This window comes from bacterium (assembly GCA_023150945.1).
In the GTDB taxonomy this organism is placed as follows: Bacteria; Zhuqueibacterota; Zhuqueibacteria; order Zhuqueibacterales; family Zhuqueibacteraceae; genus Coneutiohabitans.
In genome coordinates this window covers 213,991-235,695 of sequence record JAKLJX010000010.1, presented here as the reverse complement: position 1 = coordinate 235,695, position 21,705 = coordinate 213,991, and the positions used below count along the sequence as shown (strand labels likewise).

The following is a 21,705-nucleotide window of genomic DNA, read 5'->3' as shown; positions in this document are numbered from 1 at the left end:
AGAGACCAGTATCATTCCAGAACAGCCGATTGCTCAGAACCAATTGAATCTATTTGACTTTTAACCGGACAGTACTGATAGAAATTGAAGAACCAGTTGGCTTTGATCCAAGCAGTAAAATTTTTCCTTTTGGAGGAAATGATGAAGAAGAATATCTTTTTTATTTCAATCTTTTTGTTGAGTTGTTACGGAACATGCCATGCGCAACTTGACACGAAACAATTGCAGCGAACAGTGACACTAACGCTCGAGGATCTTCTTGATTTGAGATTGAAGATTTTAGCAGCACAAATGTCGTGTGGTAGCTTCTATATTTTAGATATGGGCAGCGTCGGTTTTCCCGTATCAATTGAAATAGGTGATAGTCTTGGAGCTGTTTCTAAACGCAGCGATAAGCGAAAGGTTGTTTTTAGAATCAGAGGGCGCTTTAATGATCGTCAATTGTCTCGGGATGAGCAGAAAGAGTTGATTGAACAGAGTATGGCCATTGTTGATGTTGGGATATCACAATTGTTTGAATATGACTTTCGACAATTGGGATTTGACCGAGACAAGTATATTGTTGGGTATTGGTATTTTTCCGAAGCTTCCTATCCGAGCGCCAAATGGGAGAACGGTGAGTTTAGATGGTTGAAGTAGCTTGCTTGTGCCCAGCATCAGTGTTAGCCGTGTCGATTTCTGTGCTGCTGATGGGTGTTTCAAACAGGCCGATACGAGTTTGAGACCCGATGAACCAGGTGTCTACGACATTTCCGACGCCCTGTAAAGGGTTCGTTTTCAGGGCAAAAATGACGAATATGCCGCGGTACTCGAAATTCCCCGCCCGGTGCACGAAAAATTCCGCGGCCCGGCCTCGCCGCGGCTGCCGGCAATGCAGCTCCGCTGGCAATTGCTGAGCTTTGGCTATTTTGACCGCTTGAGCTATGTCTATCAAATCCTGCAAAACGCCAGAGCAACAACACCCTTTGCCTCTGAAAATGAAATCAATTTCCCGCAAATTTTCGAGGGCATCACGGCGCGCTACACCTGCGGCGCCAGCCAGCTTAAGGAAGAGTTTGCCATCTCCCAGGCCGCGCGTGAGGCCCTGCCCGACCCGACACAGTTTCGCCTCTCGCCCGAGCATACGTATTTGGTGTTCGCCGCAGAATTCTCTTTATCGCCCAATAACCTGAAGGTGTTTGCCCATGGCGTTGGCGGCAGAAATCCCATCAATCCAGGTAATCGCTTTGCCTATGACGGTGAGAGCCGCCTCGACTTTGAATACGACACAGAGGATCTTTATTGCTTTTTTCCGCCAGATGTCGCCTGGGCGGTAAATAATGAAGAAGATCGTATACCGGTGCGGCGCATTGTTTATTCCGAGCGCGGAAAAAACTACCTGCTCATCGGTGTGCCGTGGCGCTGGGTGCGAGAGGCGACGCCCGGGCCGCTGATCATCGATCCCACCACCAACCTTACGGCGAGCGATGATACCTATTTGTACGGCGCCTCCAACATCAACAACAGCCAATTGTTCGTGGGCAAGTATCAGTGTACGGACAAGAAACGTGCGTTGGTGAAGTTCAATGTGTGCGGGGTAGGCATTCCCACCAACGCCACGATCTTGAATGCGCAAATGAGCTTGTGGTATTACGCCGCCGAGGCCGGAACATCTTGCGGCGGCTCGCAAGTTCCGACCAATGGCTGGGTGCAGGCGCATCGTATGCTGGTTCCCGGGCATGAAGCCCAAGCCACACGCGATGTTCGCCTCACGGGCGTAAACTGGAACACGCCCTGTGCAGCGATCAATGGCACCGATGCCCTGGCCACGATGGAAAGCACGGTGCAGGTTAAGCAAAGCGAAACCGGCACCTGGAAAAGCTGGACTTTGACCAACGCGGTGCAAGATTGGCTGGCGGATCCTAATAACAACCATGGCGTGATTTTGTGGACGCCGGATGAGGATTTGGACGGCTACGACATGCGTTTCCGCTCTTCGGAGCACACTAACAAGCCCAAATTGGATGTGGTTTGGTCGAACCAACCGAAGACGTTATTGTGTGATGAGGCCAGCTTGACTCGACCCGCGCGACCGATGTCCTGTGGTGGAGGGCCGTAAGTTTGGCCTAAACAGCAGCGCTATCCCTGCTCGGGCAGGATCAACGGAACCATTTCATTGCGCTTCTGTTCCGGACCGCAGGCTGACCACAATCCGGCCCAGTCTAACAGGATCACAAAATGACAACACCCTTTCCCATCCGTGGCAAGTGCCAGGTAGCCCCGCGTTCACTCCACGTTATATCTCGTTGATCTTTCTTCCTTTCACTCAGAAAAAATTTCCCAAAAATTGTGTTGTATCTTAGCAGCGGCTTTCGTAAAATCTAAACCGCTTGTAAATTGTAACTTATTGCAAAATTGAATCGGGCGTAACTATAAACATGACCGAAGCGCACTGATGATTACAAGCATGACTGGCTATGGCCAGGGAGAATTCAAGAGTGATGGTTACGAGTCCTTTGTCGAAGTACGGGCCGTCAACCATCGCTTTCTGGATGTGACCATGCGGCTGCCGCGCGCATTGAGCGCCTACGAAGAAACCGTGAAAGAGATGGTGCGCAAATACGTATCGCGCGGCCGGATCAATCTCGTCGTCACCCTCAAGAGCGAGCGTGACACCGGGCTCGGGCTGCGGCTGGACATGGAGGCGGCCTCGCACCACAAGCAATTGCTGGAGAAACTGCGGGACGATCTCGGCCTCGCCGGCGAGATTACCATCGACCATTTGCTGCACTTTTCCGAGATTCTCACCACCGACAGTAATGACCAGCTCCCGGCGGAGGTTTGGCAGACTGTGGAAAACGCCATCGCGCAGGCGATGCGCAACTTGAACGACATGCGCCAGCGCGAAGGCCTGGAGATCACCAATGATTTGCGCCGCCGCCTCGAAGCGCTACAGCAACGGCTGGAGGAAATCGAGGCGCGCTCGCTGGCGCGGCGCGGGGAGGAGTTTCAGCGGTTGTATCAGCGCGTGAAAGAGATGGTGCAGACGAAGGAATTGGATCCCAACCGCCTGGAGCTGGAGGTGGCCCTGCTTGCCGATCGCGTCGATGTCACCGAGGAATGCACGCGCTTTCGCAGCCACAACACGTTGTTTCTGGAGGCACTGGCGGAAGAGGCGCCGGCCGGCCGCAAACTGAATTTCTTGCTGCAGGAGATGAATCGCGAGGCCAACACCATTGGCGCCAAAGCCAATGATGCCAAGATCGCGCATCTCGTGGTCGAGATCAAAGAGGAAGTGGAAAAGCTCCGCGAACAAATTCAAAACATCGAGTAACGCCATGCCCCTGGATCATGCACGCGCAACTACGGACGGGCAAACGTCTGCTTCCGGATATTTGGTGGTGTTATCGGCGCCCTCCGGCGGTGGAAAAACCACGATTCTGCAACGGCTGCTGCAAACGAACAATTCGGATTTTTGTTATTCGGTTTCGGCGACGACGCGCAAGCCGCGCGGCAATGAGCGCCACGGCCGCGAGTATTTCTTCCTCAGCCCGGAGGAATTCCAGCAGGGCATCGACCGCGGCCGCTTTTTGGAATATGCCCTGGTGCACGGCAACCTGTACGGCACGCTGCGCGAAAACGTCGAGCAGTGGCTGGCGCAGGGGAAATTCGTGCTGATGGACATTGACGTGCAGGGCGGCCTCAACATCAAACGGCTGATGGGCGAGCGCGCGATTTTGATCTTCATCCGCCCGCCCTCGCTGGAGTTGTTGCGCGAGCGGCTGCACGGCCGCAACACCGATTCGGCGGAGGAAATCGCCGCCCGGCTGCAAGCCGCCGAGCAGGAAATGGCGGCTGAGGAACAGTATGATCACGTGGTGACGAATTTCGATTTGGATGATACCGTGCGGCAGGTGGCGGAGATCATTGCGCGCTATCGCAGGCAAACGGCGCCGGCGGAAGACAACTGAGCTGCCGCCGGGCGCGGCAATTTGGCAATCAATCAGATTCACATAACGCATCGATCAATCGGAGATAATTTCATGGTCAGCACTGTACCTCTGGAAGAACTGGAGCGGCACGCCGGCAATTTGTATGAAGCGATCGTGGTGATCGCCAAGCGGGCGCGCCAGATCAACGACGAACAAAAACGTTACATCGAGCAGGAGCTGGGCTATGACAGCGCCCTGGACAACGTGCACGCCAATGACAGCGATGACGACGTGGAAGAGGTGCGTGACGAGCGCGCCAAGGCACCGGTGAAGCTGATCAAGCTGCCCAAGCCCACTTCCATCTCGCTCGATGAGATGATGGGCGGCAAGTTGAATTTCGATTATGCGGAGGCACCCGCAGATCGGGAGAACTGACCCTGCGATTCAACGGCAAAAAAATCCTCCTGGGGGTGAGCGGCGGAATCGCCTGCTACAAGAGCTGCGAGTTGGTGCGGGAGCTCAAGCGCCGGGGCGCCACCGTGCGCGTGATGATGACGCCGAGCGCGCGGGAATTCGTCACGCCCCTGACCTTTGCGGCGCTGAGCGAGAATCCCGTGCTGACCAGCCTGTTCCCGGCGGCCGATACCGCGGCGATCGCGCACATCAATTGGTCGCGCTGGGGCGATCTCATCATCGTGTGCCCGGCCACCGCCAACACGCTGGCGCGGCTGGCTAACGGTTTTGCCGATGAACCGGTGAGCGCCACCATCCGGGCGGCGCGCGTGCCGGTGGTTTTGTGTCCGGCCATGAACGCCGCGATGTGGGAGGATCCGCTGGTGCAGCGCAACTTGCAGCGCCTGCGGCAGGCCGGCTACCGCTGCGTTGATCCGGAATTCGGCGAGTTGGCGACCACCACCGAGGGCGCGGGCTGGGGCCGGCTGGCGCGACTGGAGTGGATACTGGCCGCGGCGCTGGCCGCGGCGCAGCCGAGCCAACCGCTGCAGGGCATGAAAGTGCTGGTCACCGCCGGCCGCACCGAAGAATATCTCGATCCGGTGCGCATGCTCACCAATCCCAGCTCCGGCCGCATGGGCTTCGCGGTCGCGGAGGCGGCCTGGGTGCTGGGCGCGGAAGTCGTGCTGGTGCACGGCCCGACCGAGTTGCCGCCGCCTTACAAGATTCAAACCGTGCCGGTGGTGAGCGCCAATGACATGCGCGAAGCCGTGCTGGCGCACTATCCCGGAGCGCAGGTGGTGGTGATGACCGCAGCGGTTTCCGACTATCGGCCGCGGCAGCGAGCCGCGGAAAAAATCAAGAAGAGCAGCGCCACCACTGTGCTCGAGCTCGAAGCGAACGATGACATTCTGCGCCTGCTCAGCCGGCAGAAAACCGCGGCGGTGCACGTGGGCTTCGCGTTGGAGACGGAAAACGCGGTGCCGCATGCGCAGCAAAAGCTGCGGGAAAAAGCGCTCGATCTGATCGTGCTGAATGAGGCAACCGAGGCTGGCGCCGGTTTCAAAGGGGAAACCAATCGCGTCACGCTGATCGACGCCGCCGGGAATATCACCCGGCTGCCGCTGCTGTCCAAAAGTGAAGTGGCCTTTGAAATTTGGCAGGCCGTGCTGGCCCTCCCGGCGGCCGGGCAGGCAAGCATCGCCCGCACTACCAGTTGAGAAACCGCGCCGGGCGCAGAGCAGCCGGGCACGTGAACGTGCGGCGGCTCGGCAATCCGGCGCCAACCAGACAAAGAAATGTTGGAAAATCCGGCAGCGCAGCGCAAAACGCAGCACGACGAGAATGTCCGGCGGCCGACTGTCGATCAGATTATCGACCGGCTGCCGCCGCAGGATTTGAATGCGGAGAAGGCCGTGCTCGGCGCCATGCTGCAGGAGAGCAATGCTGTCAGCAAGGCGATCGAATTGCTGGAAGACTGGTGCTTCTACACCAGCAGCCATCAGTACATTTTCCAGGCAATGCAGTCCTTGTTCGATCGCAATCACCCGATCGACACGCTGACGGTGTCGGCGGAATTGCAACGTCAGCAGCATCTCGATGGCGCCGGCGGCAATTACTATCTCGCCGAGCTGGTGGCAAGCGTGCCTTCGGCCGCCAATGTCGAGTATCATGCCCGCCTGGTGTTGGAGAAGGCGATTCTGCGCCGGCTGATCGGCGTCGCCACCGAGATTTCCAGCGAGGCGTTCGAGGGCAAGGAGCCGGTCGATGATTTGCTGGACAAGGCGGAGCAGCGCATCTTCGCGCTGTCGGAACGCCGGCTGCGCCGGGGCTTCGAGTCGATCAACCCGGTGCTGCACCGCACCTTCGAGACGATCGAAACCTATCATCAACGCAAAGGCAGCGTCACCGGGGTGGCCACCGGCTTCAAAGACTTGGATGAGATGACCTCGGGCTTCCAGAAGTCCGACTTGATCATCATCGCGGGCCGGCCCTCGATGGGCAAGACCGCCTTTTGTTTGAACATCGCGCGCAACGCCGCCATTGATCACAAAGTCGGCGTCGGAATCTTCTCGCTGGAAATGGCGAGCTATCAGCTTGCGCTGCGGCTGTTGTGCAGTGAGGCGCGCGTCAACTCGCATCAGGTGCGCACCGGCAAGCTGCCGCGCGAGCATTTCGCGCGGCTGGCGCATGCGGTCGGCCGGCTGGCGGAGGCGCCGATTTTCATCGATGACTCGCCGGCCTTGACGGTAATGGAGATTCGCGCGAAGGCGCGGCGGCTGGCGGCGGAGAAGCATGTCGGCATGTTCATCGTCGATTATTTGCAACTCGTGCGCGGCCCGCGCAGCGCCGAAAGCCGGCAGATTGAGATTTCATTGATTTCACAATCGCTCAAGGCGCTGGCGAAGGAGCTGGATGTGCCGGTGATCGCGCTCTCGCAGCTTTCGCGCGCGGTGGAGCAGCGCGGCGGCGACAAGCGGCCCCAGCTTTCGGATTTGCGGGAATCGGGCGCCATCGAGCAGGACGCCGACATCGTCATGTTCATTTACCGGCCGGGGCAATACACCCGGGAATTGAACGACAACACCGCGGAAATCATCATCGGCAAGCAGCGCAACGGCCCCACCGGCACGGTGGAGTTGCTGTTCCACAAAGACAATGTGCGCTTTGCGGACATTGATCGCTTTCATACGGAAAACAGTTTCAGCGGCGCGCCGTTTTGAGTAGAAGCCCTGCCGCGCATGCCGACGGGCGCGACCGGAGACATGCAGCGCGGCGGCAGCAGGCTGAGGAATCAGTGAGGCAGCGAGGTGAGATGAGGTGAGCGCTCCTGTGCAGGAAAGAGCAACGGTGAGCTTTGATGAACGCCGGGGTCGGGTGGCGAAGGCAACGAGACGGGACAGACTGGCACGAACGGGCATCATGGCAACATACGACTTCGACAAGGAGCTGGCGCGGATTGTGCGCCGGCTGCACCGCTACAGCAAGCATCCCATCAATCATGAGCTGCTGGCGCAGGCGTTTCATTTCAGCGAAGAGGCGCATCGCAACCAGTTGCGCAAATCCGGCGAGCCTTATTTCGTTCATTGCGTGGAGGTCGCCAAAATCCTGTGCGAGTTGCGCATGGACTACGTCACCATCGTCGGCGGCCTGCTGCACGACGTGGTGGAGGACACCGGCGTGACGATCGCAGAGGTGCAGGAAAAGTTCGGCGAGGAAATCGCCGGCCTGGTGGACGGCGTGACCAAAATCTCGGAGCTGAAATTCGACAGCGTGGAAGTTCGCCAGGCGGAAAACTTCCGCAAGATGCTGCTGTCGATGGTGAAGGACATTCGCGTCATCCTGATCAAATTTGCCGACCGGCTGCACAACATGCGCACCATCGAATACCTGCCGGAGAAGAAGCAAAGGCGCATCGCGCTCGAAACCCGCGAAATTTACGGGCCGTTGGCGCACCGGCTGGGCATCGGCAAAGTCCGCTGGGAGCTGGAAGACCTGGCGTTCAAAACCCTGGCGCCGCAGGCCTACTGGAATCTCGTCAACAAGATCGCCGAGAAGCGGGAGGAGCGGGAGGCCTATCTCCGGCGCTTCACCGAGCCGGTGCGGGCCGCGCTGAGGGACGCCGGCCTGCCGGCGAAGATCACCGGCCGGCCCAAGCATCTCTACAGCATTTTTCAGAAAATGCTGAGCCGCGACAAATCGTTCGAAGAGATTTTCGATTTGCTCGCCGTGCGCATCGTCGTGAAGCGCACCGAAGACTGCTACTTCGTGCTGGGCATCGTGCACAATCTCTTCACGCCCGTGGCAGAACGTTTCAAAGACTACATTGCCACGCCGAAATCCAACCTGTATCAATCGCTGCACACCACCGTCGTCGGCGCCGGAGGCAAGATGGTGGAAGTGCAAATCCGCACCGAGGACATGCACCGGACGGCGGAAGTGGGCGTGGCGGCGCACTGGCGCTACAAGGAAGGCAAGCAGAAAGCCGACGAGCTTGACAAGCAGCTTGCCTGGCTGCGCCAGATGCTGGAGTGGCAGCACGACACCAACGATCCGAAGGAGTTCATGGAGAACCTGCGGATCGATTTGTTTCAAGATGAGGTGTTCGTGTTCACGCCCAAGGGCCGGCTCAACAAGCTGCCGGTGGGCAGCACGCCGGTGGATTTCGCCTTTGCAGTGCACACCGACATCGGCCTGCATTGCATCGGCGCCAAAGTGAACGGCCGCATCGTGCCGCTCAACTATCGCCTGAAGAGCGGGGACACGGTCGAGATCATCACCAGCGCCAATCAGAAACCGAACAAGGATTGGATCAAGTTCGCGCAAACTTCCAAGGCGCGCGCCAAGATCAAGCGCTGGTTGAAAGAATCCATGGCCGAGCAAAGCCAGAAGCTCGGCGCGGAGATTTTGGAGAAGGCTTTCAAGCGGGCGCACGTGAACCGGGACGAGATCGACGTCAATGAAGTGGCGCAGCTTCTGGGTTTGGCGGATGCCGTCGAGCTGCATGCCGCCATCGGCCGGGGCGACGTGGCGGCGCAGAGTGTCATCCAGAAGATTCTACCGGAAGTGCCGGAGGGCAACGACAAGCCCGGCTTTTTCAAGAAGATCATCGACAAGGCGCGCGGCTCGGCCATTGGCGTGCGTGTGCAGGGCCTGGATCATTTGCTCATCAATTTCGGCAAATGCTGCCAGCCGGTGCCGGGCGACCGCATTCTCGGCTTTTTGACGCAGGGCCGGGGCGTGGTGGTGCATCGCACCGACTGCCCGAACATCCTGCGGCTGCTGGAAAACCCGGAGCGCCGGGTGGAAGTGCAGTGGGACGTCGAGCCCAACAAGCATTTCACCGTGCGGCTGCAGTTGCTGGGCACGGACCGCAAGCACTTCCTGCGCGATGTCAGCGACGCCATTTCGCAAACCGACACCAACATCGTCAGCATCGAGATGCGCGCGGAAGACGGGGTAGTGCACAGCAACATCATCATTGAAGTGAAAAACTTGCAGCATCTCACCCGGGTCATCGGCCGCATCAGCAAGGTCAACGGCGTGTTCAGCGTCGAGCGGGTCGGCGGGACCGACGAATTGATCGCGGAGGAGGAAGTTCTCTGAATCTTCCGGCGAGTGCCGTATGAACGCAAAATGAGGAGTCGTGGTCATGAAGAGCACCATTACCAAGAAAGACGTTGCCAAACGAACCGCGAAGATCGTCAACGAGAAGATCTATCTCACCGAGAAGGTCGTCGATGGCGTGTTCACCGCGTTGCGCGAGTTCATGGAACAAGCCAACCCGGAGATCCGCATCGAAATCCGCGATTTTGGCGTGTTCGAGGTGAAAACCACCAAGCCCAAGCCCAAGGCGCGCAACCCCAAAACCGGCGAAATCATCTACGTGCCCGCCCGCCGCAAAACCCACTTCAAGGCCGGCAAGCTGCTCAAAGAAGTATTGAAGCAGCCGCTCACCGATCTACCGCCGCGCAACGAAGACGGCAAGAACGACTGGGAAGACTGGGATGAGGATTGGGAAGATGAGGAGGAGGGCGACGAGGAAAAAGCCGGCGAGCAAGAGGATGGGGAAAAGGAACCTCGCCAGACGCCGTGACGCGCCTCCTCGAGAAAGTCACTCACGCTTGTTCAGCAACACTGATTTGCCTATGGCTACTGTGCAGGCCGCGCCGCCCGGCCGGAGAATTCTCGCATTGGACTACGGCAGGCGCCGCATCGGCGTGGCGGTGAGCGACGCTTTGCATCTGCTGGCGCATGGCCGTGACACGCTGCCCTTCACCGGGAAGGGCGAGTTGTTCGCGCGCTTGCGGCGGCTCCTCCAGGAGGAAGAGGTCGGCTTGATCGTCGTGGGGCTGCCGCGCCACCTCAACGGTGACGACAGCGACATGACCAAGACCGTGCAAGCCTTCATTCGTGAGCTCGAGCAGCAGGTGACCGTGCCGGTGGTGGCCTGGGATGAACGCTGGTCGAGCAAACAGGCGGAACGCACGCTGGCGGAGACCGGCGCCCGGCGGCAACCCAAAGAAAAAATCGACCAGTTGGCGGCCATTTTGATTCTGCAAAATTACCTGGACCGCTTGCACTCACTTCAGTGAAACCTTGGCTATGAGAACGATCAGACTCGCCGTCATCGGCGCCGGCGGTATTGCACAAGTTGCGCACATTCCCATTTGGAAAAAACTCTCCGGTGTCGATTTGGTGGCGGTATGCGACACCAATCTCGCTCGTGCCAAGGCCGTGGCCGAGCGCTATGCCATCCCACAATACTACACCCGCGATGACGACGTACTGAAGCGCGACGATATCGACGCCATCGACATTTGCGCGCCCACCCACATGCACATGCCGCTCGCCCTCGCCGCCTTGTCCGCCGGCAAGCACGTCTTGGTCGAAAAACCCATGGCGCTGAGCTTGGAACAAGGCCGCAGCATGGTGGAGGCGGCCCGGCGCTATCAGCGCAAACTCATGGTGGCGATGAACGTGCGCTTTCGCCGCGATGCCATCAACCTGAAATCTTTCATCGAAGCCGGCGAACTGGGCGACATTTTCTACGCCCGCTGCGGCTGGCTGCGCCGCCAGGAAAAATGGTCGGAACACTCCTGGCTTTTTCAAAAGCAATACTCCGGCGGCGGCGTGCTGATGGACTTGGGCATCCAGATGCTCGACCTCTCACTGTGGCTCTTCGGCAACAAGAAAGCCAAGGCCGTGAAAGCCACGCTCTACAACAAAGTCTCCAAACTCGAGGTGGAAGACACCGCGGTGGCGTTCGTGCACCTCGAAGACGGCAGTTCTCTGGCGCTGGAAGTGAGCTGGACGTTCCTCACCGCCCAGGACGAACTCTACACCAACTTGCTGGGCACACAAGGCTGGGCCATGACCAACCCCCTGCGGGTGATGAAAGAAGTGCACGGCAATTTCACCAATCTGACCCCGCACGTCGACGACAAACCCATGTCGCGCTACAAACGCTCCTACAGCAACGAACTGCGGCACTTCATCAAATGCCTGCGCGACGACACGCCCATGCTCTCCACCGGTGAAGAGAGCCTGGATCGCATGCGCATCATCGAAGCCATGTACGAATCCGCGCGCCGCGGCAAAGAGGTCGAGCTTTGAGGTCACGTAATCTGCTGCTCTGCCTGCTCGCGGCAGTGGCCCTGACCCTGGCCTTCCCGCCCTATCGTTGGGGATTTCTGGCCTACTGGGGCTTGATTCCCCTGTTGCTGCTGTTGCAGGACAAAGCGCCGGCGGAGACCGTGCGCTGGAGCGCATTGTTCGGGCTGCTGCTGACGGCGCTCGCGATCCTGGCCTCCGGACGAATGGGGCCCTTCACCAACATGTACACCATTGCGGTACATGCCTCGTTCTATGTCTTGTTTGCGCTGCTGCTGCTGCCGCTGCGGCGGTGGTGGCCGCGCGGCTATCTGCTCGCGGTGCCGTTTCTGTGGGTGGCCATTGAAGCCGGCAAAGCACTGGTGCAGGCCGACTTTCAGGCCTTTGCCCTGGGCTATACGCAGAACTACTACCTGCAAATGATCCTGTACACACCTGCATTCGGCGTCTATGCCGTCTCGCTTTGGGTGGCTGCGCTCAACGCGCTGCTGCTCGGCATGTGGCTGCGCCGGCATGAACCGCGCTGGCTGACCGGCCTGAGCGCAGTGCTGCTGCTCGCGTTTGCCTTGCCGTTTGCTCTCAGCCGGCTCATCACTCCGAATACGCGGCAGTTTGAGGAACCGAAGATCGAAGTTCGACTACTCAGAAAAGCGAAAACAAGTGTATCGTCTCTTGCGACTCTTGCACCATTCCCCGAATCAACCACGATGCTCCCAGCCGCTGCCCTGGTCTGAATGGATATGCCGAAATCAATTTTGCAACCGTCTGGCTGCGGCGCGAGCCGCACTCATCATTTTTTTCAGCGCCACCGGCGCGTGGGCGCAGGAGGCATACCTCACCACCAATACGCTGAGCGCGCGGCCGCTGGCCATGGGCGGCGCGTTCGTCGCGGTACACGATGAACTGGCGGCGGGTTTGTACAATCCCGCCAATCTCGGCAGCCGCAGCGCACGCGATCCGGTTTTCAAGCTCTTTCTCAATCCCTTGACGCCTGCATGGGCGGCGGCGCGACCGGCGCGCTTCTTCAACGAGTCCACCAGTGCGAGCGCGCGGGCGCTCGCCACTGCCGGGCTGTTGATCAAGGGCATGGTGCTGCGCCTCGGGCCTTTTGATTTCGCCGCCCTCATCGCGGAACAATCCACCCGCTGGGCGCTGCTGGCGCGCACCGGGTGGGGCGAGGTCGACGAATATCTCGACAATCAATACAGCGTGTTCGCGGTGCGCATGCGGGTTGCCGAAAGGGTCGCGATGGGAGGGAGCCTGGGGCTTTATTATCAAAGCACGGCGCCGGAGCGGCGGGAATGGGTGATGCGGGCCGCCTATGGAATCACGGTGGCGCCATGGCAAAACGTGCTGGTGGGCGTCAGCTATCTCACCCTGCCCACGCAGCCCGGCCAGGGCTATCGTGACCATCCGGAACGCTTCGTGGATGGCAGCGTTAATCTCGGCGTGAGTGCCAGGCCGCGGCCGGGCACCCTGCTGGCCCTGGATGTGCGCAACCTGGTAGAAGACAACACGGAAATGGTGCGTGAGCCGCATGTCGGATTCGAGCAGCAACTCTTTTCGGTGATCGCCTTGCGCGGCGGTGCGTTTTGGATGGGCCAGGAAGAGCGGATGGCATTCACTGCCGGCTGCGGGCTGTTTAACACCGCCGACTTGCTGTTTGCGGGCCGGCGCGGCCATTCGCCCAATTGGCTGTTGAATTACGGCGTGGTGATCGAAGCCGGCGGGCGCCGCAAAATCCACGCGCTCACCACGATCCTTCGCCTTTAACCGGAAGCGAGCTTCAGTTGAAGACAGCCAGGATTTTGCTTGCGGCATTTTTCTTTTTCGAATTTGCGCCGGCCGGTGCGCAACTGCCGCCCAGCAATCTGCAGTTCCTACAGGCAGCCTTGCGAGCCTGTGCTGCGGAGCCGGTTGCCACGCTCGCGGCTGTGCCTGATTCGCTGATTGTGATCGCACGCGTGCCGGCCGGCGCCGAAAGCCCGGGCCGGCTGCTGCAAAACGCGTTGACCGAAATCATTCGCGCGCAAAACCGGCAAGGCGTTTTTGACCGGGAAACCGTCTCAAGAAAGGGTATTGCGGTCAATTATGCCGTCGTGCAAGCGCAATTGACCTACAGCCGGCTGCCGGGCGGATGGTTGGGCTGGCTGCGCACGGCGCGCGCACAGCGGTCGGCGCAGGTGGCGGTCGACTTTGATGTTCACCATGAATCCACCGGCGAGATATATTTTCAGGGACTGGTGCAGATCGTGCACCGCGATACCGTGCAAGCCGGCCAGATTGCCGGACTGGAAAACACCGCCGTGCCCATGACCGTCGGACGTTGGGTGGAGCGGGAACGCACGCACCGTTGGCTCGAACCAGCGGTGCTGGTCGCCGCAACCGGCGCCATCGTCTATGCGTTTTATTCGCTGCGAAGTCAATAGGAACTTATACCAAGGTGCCAATGAAAACTCAGATGAACCGGAACCGTCTTTCCCTGCACTTGCGGCGAGGCGGTATTTGCCTGCTGGCGGGCCTTGCCGTGCTCACCGGGCTGCTGGCCTGCGGCAGCAACAAGCTGCGCGCCAACCTCACCAACGAAGAGCGTCTGGCCTATGCCATGGAGTTGTTCCGCAAGAAGAACTACTACGATGCCCGCACCCAATTTCGCATCGTGACGCTGAACGCGCCGGGCAGCACCTTCGTCGATGAGGCGCAGTATTACCTGGCGGAGTGCCACTACGGCATGGAGGAATTCATCACGGCCGCGGCGGAATACGAAAAACTCCTGCGCCTCTACCCGCAAAGCGAATACCTCGACGACGCGCAATACAAACTCGGCATGTGCTACTATCAACTCTCGCCGAAAGCGGATCTCGATCAAAAATACACCTGGCAGGCCATCGAGGAGTTTCAGCGCTTCCTGGATGATTATCCCACCAGCGATTTGCGGCAGGAGGTGGTCAGCAAGCTCAACCTCACGCGCGATAAACTCGCCAAGAAAGAGTACCGCACCGCTGACCTCTATCGCCGCATGGCCTACTACGAATCGGCGTTGATCTACTACGACGGCGTGCTCAACCGCTTCTATGATACCCGGTACTATGAGCCGGCGCTTTTCTTCAAAGCCGAAGCCCTCACCAAGCTGGAGCGCTACAGCGAAGCCCGGGAAAGCCTGCGAACTCTTCTCGACAAGTATCGCCAGGATCAAGAGAAGGCCGAGGCCAATAATGCCGGCTTGGCGGAGCAAAAATACCGGCAACGGGCCGAGACACTGCTCAAAATGCTGGAAGACAAACTTGCCACGAACGGCCAGGCCAGGAATTAGAGAAGCGCATGCGAGTCGGCATTTTGGGCGGCACGTTTGATCCGGTGCACTACGGCCATCTCATCATTGCAGAAAGCGCAAGCGAAGAGCTGCAGCTCGAGCGCGTCCTATTTGTGCTTGCGCCGCAGCCTCCCCACAAGAACGCCGTGCAACTCACCGCGGTCGCGCATCGCCTGGCGATGTTGCGTGCTGCTGTTGCCGGCAATCCTCGCTTTGAAGTCTCGACCGTGGAACTGGAGAGGCCCGGGCCTTCTTACACCGTTGAGACTCTCCGCCTCCTGAGTCGCCGGCCGGAATATGCCGGTGCGCAATTCCATTTGATCATTGGCGCTGACAGTCTGTCGGAATTTCACAAGTGGCGTGAACCTGAGGCGATCCGCAGCCTCGCGCAGTTGGCGGTTTATCCTCGCCCCGAAAAACAATCGGAATCCGAGGCCGCAGCGTTGACTCAAGCCGATCATCAACTCAGCGGCAATCTGATCGGAATTTCGTCTACTGCCATCCGTCTCAAGGTTAAAAATAACAGATCGATACGCTACCTGGTTCCCGAGGTGGTCCGAGGTTACATTCGCGCGCACGACCTGTACAAATAGTGCTTGCTTTTTGAAGGTCGATGGTTTATCTTGCGCCCTGCAAAAAAGATAGGTAGGCGCGAGAACAAGGACTTAGCTCGTTTCCATCATGGCGCAAATCCTGCAGATCTGTACCTCACCGTCGTGGGGAGGTATGGAGATGCATGTCAGCTATCTATCTCAGCATCTGGCGAACCGCGGGCACAAGATTCTGCCGTTGTGTAGACCCGGCTCTCCACTCTATGCCGATTTCCAGAAGCGCGGTTTCCAACCGCACGATTTGAGCCTGGGAGGATATTTCCATCCTCGAGCGCTTCTCAAGCTAGCAAAACTCTTGCTGAAAGAACAGCCGGAGGTCATCCACGCCCACTATTCTCGCGACCTGTGGACATTGGTTCCGGCGCTGTCGCATCCCGGCGTGCCGCAAATTCCCCTGGTCTTAACCAAGCACATCGGGACGCAAAAGCCCAAACGCGATCTTTTACATCGCTATCTTTATCGCCGCGTCGATTACCTCATCGCCATCTCCGAAGTCATTCGGCGCAATCTGTTGGCGACCCATCCTGTCTCCGCCGGCAAAGTCGGCGTCATTCACCACGGGGTCGATCTGCAGGAATTTTCCCCGGAACGTTTTGAGGCGGATGCGGTGCGCGCGGAATTGGGCGTGTCCGCCGCGCATCTGGTTTTCGGCATCGTCGGCCGGCTGCAAATCAGCAAGGGCTATCTGGAGTTCCTGGAGATGGCACGCCGTCTGCGGTCCCGGCTGCCGCACGCCCGTTTTGTGTTGATCGGCGGACCGAGCCGGGGCGAAGAAGAAGAAGCCCGGCTCATCCTTGATCGCATCGCCGCTGCGGGCTTGCAGGAGGTGACCATCTGCCTCGGCTTTCGCCAAGACGTCGCCCGTCTGCTTGCCGCGCTCGATGTGTTTGTTTTTCCCTCGCACGCCGAGGCGTTCGGCTTGGTGTTGATCGAAGCCATGGCCATGGGCAAAGCGGTGATCTCTTCGAATTGCGACGGCGTACTTGACATCGTCAAGCCGGGGCAGACCGGCCTGCTGGTGCCGCCCAAAGACGTCGAGGCCCTTACGCAGGCGGCGCTGCAACTGGCGGAAGACGCTCCCCTGCGCCGGCGGCTGGGCGCCGCGGCTGAGCGTCACGCGGCGGAGTCGTTCTCTCTGCCGAAAATGCTCGCGGCGACTGAAGCAGTCTATCATCAGCTCGCCGGCGAAACTGCAAGCATGACGGCCGACGCCGGAGCAGCGATCTGTTATTCCTGAGCGCAGGCCCATAGTCATTTCTGGGCGGACACAGCGAATTTGAAACCATTGAAGGAGATGAGCATGCAACCGAAACCCAATACGCAAGACCTGGGCTCAGACCGTGTCTTCACCGGCGAGTTGTCTGAGCTGATGAGCATTGCGGCAGGCCATTCGCTTTTCCGCCTCGAACACACTGACCAGCGACCGATGGGCGAGCTCGATTTGCAGACCATCAAGCTTGGCCCCAAAGAGGACGAGGAAGAGTGGGACGAGGAGGAAGAGGATTTGGACGACGAAGACTCGGACGAAGACGAACCCGAAGGCGGGGAAGGCGGGGAAGGTGAGGAAGGCGAAGAAGAAGACACCGACCTCGAAGAAATCGACGAAGAAGGCGAAGAAGAACTCGACGACTTCGAAGACTGGGATGACGAAGAACAATGGGACGATGAAGAAGACTGGGAGGACGCCGACGAAGAAGAGGAAGAGGAAGAAGACGAGGAGGAGGAGGAGGAGGAGGAAGAAGACGAAGAAGCAGAAGAAGATGACTGGGAGGAGGAAGAAGATTGGGACGACGAAGACAACCCCGATGAAGATGAAGACTCCTTTGACTGGGGTGACCGGGAAGAGTGGAACTGAAGCTTGACCGCCGCCCGGCAGCGCTTCACCGGCGCCGTCGTGCAGCCCAGCGATTCTTCCATTCCGTCAATGACGCGATTGTTGAGAAGCCGTGTGAACGGCTTTTCTTTTTTTGGGCCAGCTTGATGAACTACCAGGTTAAAATTGGCGAGCGGATCGTTGCGGTCCGGGTGGTGGATGCGGCCGCCGGTATTGCCGAGCTGGAGGGCAAACCGGTGCGCTTCGACTTTCGCCACGTGCGCGGCGATTTGTATTCGATCTTGATCGATGACCAGGCTTATTCTGTACAACTCAGCGGCGCCAACCCCGAGCAGGAAGTCCGCATCGGCCCGCACGTGTACACCGCCAGCGTGGAAGACGAGCGCAGCCTGGCGCTGCGCGCACTCCAACGCCAGGTCAAGGCGGCCCCCGCCGAAACCACGGTGAAGGCGCCCATGCCGGGTCTGATTACGCGGATTTTGGTAAACGCCGGGGACGCGGTGACCGCGGGGCAGGCGCTGGTGGTCATCGAAGCGATGAAAATGGAGAACGAGCTTAAATCACCGGTGGCAGGCGTGGTGGCGGCGGTGACGGCGCAAGCGCATACCGCGGTGGAAAAGGGCGCGGTTTTGCTCACCCTCAAGGCGGGGTAGGGGAAAATTGGTGCGCTGTTTTCTTGAAAAGGATATTCGCCGCCACTGTCATTCTGCAAGGATCCTGTGAAGAACTGGGCACACTCCCAAGTTATTCACAAAGTCCCTGCGGAATGACAGCGGGATGATATATAAAATGAGCAGCCCAAACAAATCAGAGCAACGGCACACCAAACATCCAAAGCGATAAAGGGCATCTTGAATTGAGATGCCCTTTGTGTTTTCGGCACGTCGTATAGCCTTCACAGATTCAAAAGACTCAACGCCGATTGTTGAATCCCTTCAGGATTCTTGCGGGCATGGCCGTTTTTCGAGGGTGCGCTGCGCGCGACCCGCGGTTTTGTTGTGGAACGCCTGCGGCGTATTTGTTAAAATGGCTAAGGCTAAGGGCATCTCAGATGCGACACTTGCATTTTGAGAAAGAGTTGAGTAGGTTGACAGTAGCAAAGATGAGATCTACTTTACCGCACGAGTTGGCAAATGCTGCAGATCAAGAAATCCCTGGAAACAATGACGGATCGGCTGGTACGAGAATTCAATCCGGAAAAAATCATTCTCTTTGGCTCGTACGCCTGGGGAACGCCGCACCGGCACAGCGATGTGGATATTCTCGTCATTGTAAAATCTGCCGATGTGCCGCCGACACGGAGGGCGGCGCGCGCCTATCGCTGTTTGCAAGGCCTTGGCATTCCTGCGGAAATCATTGTCAGCACAAGCCAGGAGCTGGAGCGCTATCGTTCCGTACCGGCTTCATTGACTCGAAGAATCCTGGAAAAGGGGAAGGTTCTCTATGGATGATCCCAAGAATGAGCTCGTGCAGTCGTGGCTCACCAAGGCGAGAAACGACTTGGGTTCTGCTCGCCGGCTTGCCAGCGATCCCGAACCGTATCTTGATATCGCGATTTATCATTGCCAACAAGCGGCAGAGAAGGCGCTAAAAGGATTTCTGGTTTGTCACGATATTGAATTCGAGAAAAACCACAATCTCTCAATCCTGGTCGATTTGTGCAAAGGAATCGAACCATCCTTTCAACTCTTTGATGATGCTGCCGCGACACTTACTCCCTATGCAACCGGATATCGTTACCCAAATGAGTTTTTTGAGCCGGACCCGGACGAACAGGAAGTCAACGAGGCAATTCAGTTAGCGCAACAGATATTTGATTTCATTCGCGATCATTTGCCGGAAGCAGCCCGGCCACGGATCAAATAGAGTCGATCTTCGCGCACGAACACTAAAGGGCATCTCGATTGGGATGCCCTTTGTGCTTTCGGCGCGTCGCAAAGCCCTTACAGATTCAAAAAACTCGACGCTGAGGGCATTAACAAGATAGCGGCATCATCTTGTTGAATCCCTTCAGGATTCTTGCGAGCACGGCCGTTTCCCGAGGGTGCGCTGCGCGCGACCCTCGGTTTTGGTGTGGAACGCCTGCGGCGTATCTGTTAAAATGGCAAAGGACATCTCGAATGAGTATGCCCTTTGTATTTCGTTTAAGTAACAATTATCATTCATGATGCTTGACAAGAATTTCATAAATATCCTTACAGCGAATTTTCGGATCATCCTTCACGTAGTTTTGTAAGTGCCGCAACCCTTGCAAAACTTTTGTGTGGCAATGCCGAAACTTTTTTCCAGCATCACAAATGCACAAATGATGCCCAGCAAGTCCATTTTTTTTGAATATGAGTTTGAGAAGCTTCACGGCTTTACTGTCAAGGAGGATTTTCAAACACCAATCCGCAAGTTGTACGCCTTCCTGAAGTTTGTCACAATAGTTTTCGATAACACCGAGCATACCATGAGAATATTCACCTCTGACCCATTTCCCGTATCGTTCAAAATAGCTTTGATCATGAAAAAACTGCAGCAACGGACCGTCAAAATACTCCTGCAAAGTGATATCGAATTGGATATCAAGAAGCCCCACTAAACAAAGGGAGTCGTCGGCAGGAATGATGTGCAAATCTTCTGGCTTTTTTCCAGATTTTTTTGCGACAGCTTGAAGCCTTCCACCAATTTCCCAAACTCTTGGATACTCCGGCTTTCCTGAAGGAAAGGTGACTCTGATTTGATAGCTATCTTGGATGATGGGCGACGCTTCATGCTGACTGTTCGGATTAATAACGTATCTTTTTTGCTGCTCATAATACGCAGCAATGAAATCAAATTGTCCCTCAATTATTACAAGTTCGCCATCTATACTGTATTTCAAGCTAGAGTAGTTTTGAGCAAGCCAAGCGTGGTCATCGTCCGTAATAATCATAGTACTTCAGATGATACAATATGGCTTTGAATATGCAGGGCTGAATCTAGTTGCTCCATTTGAAATCACGTTGGGAGCATTTCCCTGTTTAGAATTGAATAAAAGTGCTTTGATCAGTTCGAGGCACTTGGTTTCCGACTGAGCGACTTCCATTTCTTTAATATATGAGAGTGCCTCATTTCTGAACTTCAGAATCGTTGAGCGCTCATCTTCGGTCAGATCAACAAGATATTGGTCGACAAACATGTTCTTGTCAGCCTTGTCTGGAATTTGAGGCTTTTCAACTTTTTGATTCAGATTGATAAAAAACTTCTCAACAACATCGAAGCAGATCAGTGCGGGAGCATTTTGGAAAAATTCTGTCACGACCAATTCAAGGTGAAATGATTTTAGCCGAAAGTTTGGATCGATTTCTTTGCATCTGTTTTTCCATTTTTTCACAAACTTTGCTGTTTTACGAAAATAACCATTTGTACGCTCATCGACATTCGAGGCGTCCTTGATATATCCCTTCGGATCTGATTTTATCCATTTGAGGGTAGGATTTGATTCATATAGCTTTCTTCTCCTTGGGATTGATAAGTGCGAAGACTCTGGAACTCTGAACATTTCATTTTCAATGGGTATCGCAGGCACGACGTCTATGGAAAAATCATCATCGCTGCCAAAATAAATGCCCACCGAGTGAGGTTGTGTTTTGACGCGCGCTTGGCTGGCATAATCGTGTCTCAGTTTTTCAGCCAAACTTTCCAAGATATTGCTAATATCAAGCGGTCCTGATTCCATGAGTATCATCTTTTTAAGAGGGGCTGAGATTTCCTCTGGTAAAACATAAATCACATCAAGATCATGAACCGGAGTCGTTGACGTAAAACGAGCATATGAGCCGTTTTGGAGTGTCTTTCCATCGAGAAACGTCTTAAGCTTTTCGTATTCTTTTGCTATTTCTCGCCGTTCAGTTTCTTGCGGAGAAAGGTTATTTTTCGCAAAATCGACGATAATTCGGTTGATGTCATTTCTGTTCATATGGATACGTAGCCAAAGTTGTGAAGATGTGATTGAGTAATGTGAGTTGAAAATTCGCATACAACGTCAAAGGGTAGCTATCCAGTTTTGTTTTGTCCCTTTGAGCAATTGCGTTAATGTTTTTACCGTAAGTGAAAACAATTAAAGGGATCTGCAACATTTTGACTTTGGTAAGCACCTCATCGAGACCGTGCATGTCTGGATGATAGCCAAGAACGACAAGACAATGATTGCTGCGTGGATTGAAGGACCGAAAATCAGTCGATTCATTGTCAATCCGAAAAAATCCATTTTTTACAAGCATTCTTGTTTCAAGTTCCATTTCGGTACTCTCAATCTTTACGCCCTGCGAGTTACTCGGCGTGATGATCATCACTGGCCTTTTCAGATTTCGGTACAACCTCAACTCTTTACGTAAAAACCATTTCATGAATAAAAAGACTAAAATTCCTACCGTAAAAAACTGAAAAAAAAGCAAGAATAGCCAGTGAATGAGAGAGAGATTTGAGAATAATTCTTTCATCGTT

Annotated in this window: 24 protein-coding genes; 21 read left to right on the top strand and 3 right to left on the bottom strand. The window is 56.4% G+C overall.

Features of this window, described 5'->3' with window-relative positions; translation table 11 throughout:
- Positions 1-84: 84 nt before the first annotated feature.
- From L6R21_14955 to L6R21_14855, 21 genes are all read left to right on the top strand, one after another.
- Positions 85-639 (top strand): hypothetical protein, encoded by a 555-nt coding sequence (locus tag L6R21_14955; GenBank protein MCK6560492.1) that lies wholly within the window; start codon positions 85-87, stop codon positions 637-639.
- A gap of 187 nt (positions 640-826) precedes the next feature.
- Entirely contained in the window at positions 827-2,098 is a 1,272-nt protein-coding gene (locus L6R21_14950) for a DNRLRE domain-containing protein (protein MCK6560491.1), read from the top strand.
- Positions 2,099-2,446: 348 nt separating this feature from the next.
- On the top strand, positions 2,447-3,313 hold the full coding sequence (locus L6R21_14945) for a YicC family protein (protein ID MCK6560490.1): 867 nt from the start codon (positions 2,447-2,449) through the stop codon (positions 3,311-3,313).
- Between the two features lie 4 nt (positions 3,314-3,317).
- Positions 3,318-3,950: a guanylate kinase gene (gene gmk, locus L6R21_14940; GenBank protein ID MCK6560489.1), complete on the top strand. Its 633-nt coding sequence runs from the start codon at positions 3,318-3,320 to the stop codon at positions 3,948-3,950.
- 72 nt (positions 3,951-4,022) lie between these two features.
- Positions 4,023-4,346 (top strand): DNA-directed RNA polymerase subunit omega, encoded by a 324-nt coding sequence (locus L6R21_14935; protein ID MCK6560488.1) that lies wholly within the window; start codon positions 4,023-4,025, stop codon positions 4,344-4,346.
- A 35-nt stretch (positions 4,347-4,381) separates the two neighbouring features.
- The gene (gene coaBC / locus L6R21_14930) at positions 4,382-5,584 is read left to right on the top strand and encodes a bifunctional phosphopantothenoylcysteine decarboxylase/phosphopantothenate--cysteine ligase CoaBC (protein MCK6560487.1); all 1,203 of its coding nucleotides are present in this window, start codon (positions 4,382-4,384) and stop codon (positions 5,582-5,584) included.
- A 78-nt stretch (positions 5,585-5,662) separates the two neighbouring features.
- Complete coding sequence (gene dnaB, locus L6R21_14925) at positions 5,663-7,087, top strand: replicative DNA helicase (GenBank protein MCK6560486.1); 1,425 nt, start codon at positions 5,663-5,665, stop codon at positions 7,085-7,087.
- A gap of 199 nt (positions 7,088-7,286) precedes the next feature.
- Positions 7,287-9,470: a bifunctional (p)ppGpp synthetase/guanosine-3',5'-bis(diphosphate) 3'-pyrophosphohydrolase gene (locus L6R21_14920; GenBank protein MCK6560485.1), complete on the top strand. Its 2,184-nt coding sequence runs from the start codon at positions 7,287-7,289 to the stop codon at positions 9,468-9,470.
- A 46-nt stretch (positions 9,471-9,516) separates the two neighbouring features.
- A complete protein-coding gene (locus L6R21_14915) occupies positions 9,517-9,960 on the top strand; it encodes an integration host factor subunit beta (protein ID MCK6560484.1) in 444 nt (147 codons plus the stop codon).
- Between the two features lie 52 nt (positions 9,961-10,012).
- Entirely contained in the window at positions 10,013-10,459 is a 447-nt protein-coding gene (ruvX, locus tag L6R21_14910; protein MCK6560483.1) for a Holliday junction resolvase RuvX, read from the top strand.
- Positions 10,460-10,469: 10 nt separating this feature from the next.
- Complete coding sequence (locus tag L6R21_14905) at positions 10,470-11,480, top strand: Gfo/Idh/MocA family oxidoreductase (protein MCK6560482.1); 1,011 nt, start codon at positions 10,470-10,472, stop codon at positions 11,478-11,480.
- Positions 11,477-12,211: a hypothetical protein gene (locus tag L6R21_14900; GenBank protein ID MCK6560481.1), complete on the top strand. Its 735-nt coding sequence runs from the start codon at positions 11,477-11,479 to the stop codon at positions 12,209-12,211. Before L6R21_14905 ends, L6R21_14900 begins: the two co-directional genes overlap by 4 nt.
- A complete protein-coding gene (locus L6R21_14895; GenBank protein ID MCK6560480.1) occupies positions 12,150-13,250 on the top strand; it encodes a hypothetical protein in 1,101 nt (366 codons plus the stop codon). The genes L6R21_14900 and L6R21_14895 overlap by 62 nt, the downstream gene beginning before the upstream one ends.
- 17 nt (positions 13,251-13,267) lie before the next feature.
- Complete coding sequence (locus tag L6R21_14890) at positions 13,268-13,906, top strand: hypothetical protein (GenBank protein MCK6560479.1); 639 nt, start codon at positions 13,268-13,270, stop codon at positions 13,904-13,906.
- Positions 13,907-13,938: 32 nt separating this feature from the next.
- Positions 13,939-14,790, top strand: a complete 852-nt coding sequence (gene bamD / locus L6R21_14885) for an outer membrane protein assembly factor BamD (GenBank protein ID MCK6560478.1) — start codon at positions 13,939-13,941, stop codon at positions 14,788-14,790.
- Positions 14,791-14,798: 8 nt separating this feature from the next.
- On the top strand, positions 14,799-15,383 hold the full coding sequence (gene nadD, locus L6R21_14880) for a nicotinate-nucleotide adenylyltransferase (protein MCK6560477.1): 585 nt from the start codon (positions 14,799-14,801) through the stop codon (positions 15,381-15,383).
- A 139-nt stretch (positions 15,384-15,522) separates the two neighbouring features.
- Complete coding sequence (locus L6R21_14875) at positions 15,523-16,638, top strand: glycosyltransferase family 4 protein (GenBank protein ID MCK6560476.1); 1,116 nt, start codon at positions 15,523-15,525, stop codon at positions 16,636-16,638.
- A gap of 63 nt (positions 16,639-16,701) precedes the next feature.
- Entirely contained in the window at positions 16,702-17,256 is a 555-nt protein-coding gene (locus tag L6R21_14870) for a hypothetical protein (GenBank protein ID MCK6560475.1), read from the top strand.
- 125 nt (positions 17,257-17,381) lie between these two features.
- Complete coding sequence (locus tag L6R21_14865) at positions 17,382-17,888, top strand: biotin/lipoyl-binding protein (GenBank protein ID MCK6560474.1); 507 nt, start codon at positions 17,382-17,384, stop codon at positions 17,886-17,888.
- Between the two features lie 480 nt (positions 17,889-18,368).
- The gene (locus L6R21_14860; GenBank protein ID MCK6560473.1) at positions 18,369-18,686 is read left to right on the top strand and encodes a nucleotidyltransferase domain-containing protein; all 318 of its coding nucleotides are present in this window, start codon (positions 18,369-18,371) and stop codon (positions 18,684-18,686) included.
- Positions 18,679-19,101, top strand: a complete 423-nt coding sequence (locus tag L6R21_14855; GenBank protein MCK6560472.1) for a HEPN domain-containing protein — start codon at positions 18,679-18,681, stop codon at positions 19,099-19,101. Before L6R21_14860 ends, L6R21_14855 begins: the two co-directional genes overlap by 8 nt.
- 292 nt (positions 19,102-19,393) lie before the next feature.
- Here the strand turns inward: L6R21_14855 and L6R21_14850 are convergent, their stop codons facing one another.
- Genes L6R21_14850 through L6R21_14840 form a run of 3 tightly spaced genes read right to left on the bottom strand, consistent with a single transcriptional unit; the run spans position 19,394 to position 21,701 of the window.
- A complete protein-coding gene (locus L6R21_14850; protein MCK6560471.1) occupies positions 19,394-20,152 on the bottom strand; it encodes a hypothetical protein in 759 nt (252 codons plus the stop codon).
- Between the two features lie 6 nt (positions 20,153-20,158).
- A complete protein-coding gene (locus L6R21_14845; protein MCK6560470.1) occupies positions 20,159-21,178 on the bottom strand; it encodes a hypothetical protein in 1,020 nt (339 codons plus the stop codon).
- Positions 21,165-21,701: a hypothetical protein gene (locus L6R21_14840; protein ID MCK6560469.1), complete on the bottom strand. Its 537-nt coding sequence runs from the start codon at positions 21,699-21,701 to the stop codon at positions 21,165-21,167. Before L6R21_14840 ends, L6R21_14845 begins: the two co-directional genes overlap by 14 nt.
- Positions 21,702-21,705: the final 4 nt, after the last annotated feature.

Excerpts from the sequence above, each read along its gene's own strand:
- L6R21_14945 (MCK6560490.1), top strand. The coding sequence starts at position 2,447 with ATGACTGGCTATGGCCAGGGAGAATTCAAGAGTGATGGTTACGAGTCC.
- gmk (MCK6560489.1), top strand. The coding sequence starts at position 3,318 with ATGCCCCTGGATCATGCACGCGCAACTACGGACGGGCAAACGTCTGCT.
- L6R21_14935 (MCK6560488.1), top strand. The coding sequence starts at position 4,023 with ATGGTCAGCACTGTACCTCTGGAAGAACTGGAGCGGCACGCCGGCAAT.
- dnaB (MCK6560486.1), top strand. The coding sequence starts at position 5,663 with ATGTTGGAAAATCCGGCAGCGCAGCGCAAAACGCAGCACGACGAGAAT.
- L6R21_14920 (MCK6560485.1), top strand. The coding sequence starts at position 7,287 with ATGGCAACATACGACTTCGACAAGGAGCTGGCGCGGATTGTGCGCCGG.
- L6R21_14915 (MCK6560484.1), top strand. The coding sequence starts at position 9,517 with ATGAAGAGCACCATTACCAAGAAAGACGTTGCCAAACGAACCGCGAAG.
- ruvX (MCK6560483.1), top strand. The coding sequence starts at position 10,013 with ATGGCTACTGTGCAGGCCGCGCCGCCCGGCCGGAGAATTCTCGCATTG.
- L6R21_14905 (MCK6560482.1), top strand. The coding sequence starts at position 10,470 with ATGAGAACGATCAGACTCGCCGTCATCGGCGCCGGCGGTATTGCACAA.
- bamD (MCK6560478.1), top strand. The coding sequence starts at position 13,939 with ATGAACCGGAACCGTCTTTCCCTGCACTTGCGGCGAGGCGGTATTTGC.
- nadD (MCK6560477.1), top strand. The coding sequence starts at position 14,799 with ATGCGAGTCGGCATTTTGGGCGGCACGTTTGATCCGGTGCACTACGGC.
- L6R21_14875 (MCK6560476.1), top strand. The coding sequence starts at position 15,523 with ATGCATGTCAGCTATCTATCTCAGCATCTGGCGAACCGCGGGCACAAG.
- L6R21_14870 (MCK6560475.1), top strand. The coding sequence starts at position 16,702 with ATGCAACCGAAACCCAATACGCAAGACCTGGGCTCAGACCGTGTCTTC.
- L6R21_14865 (MCK6560474.1), top strand. The coding sequence starts at position 17,382 with ATGAACTACCAGGTTAAAATTGGCGAGCGGATCGTTGCGGTCCGGGTG.
- L6R21_14860 (MCK6560473.1), top strand. The coding sequence starts at position 18,369 with ATGCTGCAGATCAAGAAATCCCTGGAAACAATGACGGATCGGCTGGTA.
- L6R21_14855 (MCK6560472.1), top strand. The coding sequence starts at position 18,679 with ATGGATGATCCCAAGAATGAGCTCGTGCAGTCGTGGCTCACCAAGGCG.
- L6R21_14850 (MCK6560471.1), bottom strand. The coding sequence starts at position 20,152 with ATGATTATTACGGACGATGACCACGCTTGGCTTGCTCAAAACTACTCT.
- L6R21_14845 (MCK6560470.1), bottom strand. The coding sequence starts at position 21,178 with ATGAACAGAAATGACATCAACCGAATTATCGTCGATTTTGCGAAAAAT.
- L6R21_14840 (MCK6560469.1), bottom strand. The coding sequence starts at position 21,701 with ATGAAAGAATTATTCTCAAATCTCTCTCTCATTCACTGGCTATTCTTG.